The 1,856-nt window shown below is 72.6% G+C and carries 1 protein-coding gene; it reads left to right on the forward strand.

All coding sequences use genetic code 11. The features are described 5' to 3' along the window. The coding region (locus tag EES42_RS43030; protein ID WP_241196968.1) for a type I polyketide synthase at positions 1-1,856 on the forward strand (1,856 nt) is incomplete at both ends.

The raw sequence follows: 1,856 nt of genomic DNA on the forward strand, positions 1-1,856 counted from the left end.
AGGGCGGCATGGCCGAAGGTGAGGCTGCGGCGCACCTGAACCGCCGTGGCCTGGCCGCGATGTCTCCGGTCAAGGCGATGGACGGCCTGCGGCGGGCGCTCGCCGAGGGCGACACGCACGTCACCGTGGCCGACGTCGACTGGACACGGTTCGTGGCGACGTACACCGCGCTGCGCCCGAGCGCTCTTCTCGGCGAGCTGGCCGAGGACCGCAACGCTGCCGGCGGCACCGACGCGGACGCCGACGTCCACACCGAGCAGTCCGAGCTGCGGACGAGACTCCTCGGACTGTCGGGCGCCGAACGGGACACGGTCCTGCTCGATCTGGTCCGGCGGCAGGTCGCGGCCGTCCTGGGGCACGCGAACACGGCCAAGGTGTCCGCGGACCGGGCTTTCAAGGAACTGGGGTTCGACTCCCTGACCGCCGTGGAGCTGAGGAACGGCCTGCGCAAGGAGACCGGCCTCGAACTCGCCACCACCCTGGTCTTCGACTGCCCGAGCCCCAGGGTCCTTGCGGACCACCTCCGTTCGCGACTCGTCGGGGACGGTGCGGCGACCGCAGGGCAGATGCTCCCCGCGGCCACGACGACCGATGGGGACGACCCGATCGCGATTGTCGGCATGAGCTGCCGCCTGCCCGGCGGCGTCCGGTCCCCGGAGGACCTCTGGTCGCTATTGGCGTCGGGGAACGACGGGATCACCGGGTTCCCGGTCGACCGCGGCTGGGTGACGGACCCGGGGGCCACGTTCGTTCGCTCGGGCGGGTTCCTGCATGACGCGGGAGAGTTCGACGCCGACTTCTTCGGGATCTCGCCGCGCGAGGCGCTGGCGATGGACCCGCAGCAGCGACTGCTCCTCGAAACGGCGTGGCAGGCGTTCGAGCGCGCGGGCATCGACCCGACCTCTGCACGCGGGAGCCGGGTCGCGGTCTTCGCGGGAGCGGCGAGCCAAGGCTACGCGTCCGCGCCGAACTCCGGCGAAGAAGAGGGCCTGGGCGGCCACCTGCTGACCGGCAACGCGACGAGCGTGCTCTCCGGCCGGATTTCGTACGCCTTCGGCCTGGAAGGCCCGGCGATGACGGTGGACACGGCGTGCTCGTCGTCCCTGGTCGCCCTGCACCTCGCGGCGCAGGCCCTGCGCGCGGGGGAGTGCTCCATGGCACTGGTCGGCGGCGTGACGGTGATGGCCACCCCCGTGACGTTCGCCGAGTTCTCCCGCCAGGGCGGCCTGGCCGGGGACGGCCGCTGCAAGTCCTTCGCGGAGGCGGCGGACGGCACGGGCTGGTCCGAGGGCGTCGGCATGCTGCTGGTGGAGCGCCTTTCGGACGCCCGCAGGAACGGTCACGAGGTCCTGGCGGTGGTCCGGGGCAGCGCGGTCAACCAGGACGGCGCGAGCAACGGCCTGACGGCGCCGCACGGTCCGTCCCAGCAGCGCGTCATCCGCCAGGCCCTCGCGAACTCGGGCCTTTCGGCGGCGGACGTCGACGCCGTGGAGGCGCACGGCACGGGCACCGCACTGGGCGACCCCATCGAGGCGCAGGCCCTGCTGGCGACGTACGGCCAGGAGCGAACGGGCGAACGCCCGCTGTGGCTCGGCTCGTTGAAGTCGAACATCGGTCACACACAGGCGGCCGCCGGCGTAGCCGGGATCATCAAGATGGTCCTGGCGCTGCGCAACGGCGTACTGCCGCGAACGCTGCACGTGGACGAGCCGTCCTCCCACGTGGACTGGTCGGCCGGCGCCGTCGAGCTCCTCACGGAGCCGATGGAGTGGCCGAAGACGGGCGAGCCGCGCCGCGCGGCGGTGTCGTCCTTCGGCGTCAGCGGCACGAACGCGCACGTGATCGTCGAGCAGGCA

This window comes from Streptomyces sp. ADI95-17 (genome assembly GCF_003846175.1).
Classification (GTDB): Bacteria; Actinomycetota; Actinomycetes; order Streptomycetales; family Streptomycetaceae; genus Streptomyces; species Streptomyces sanglieri.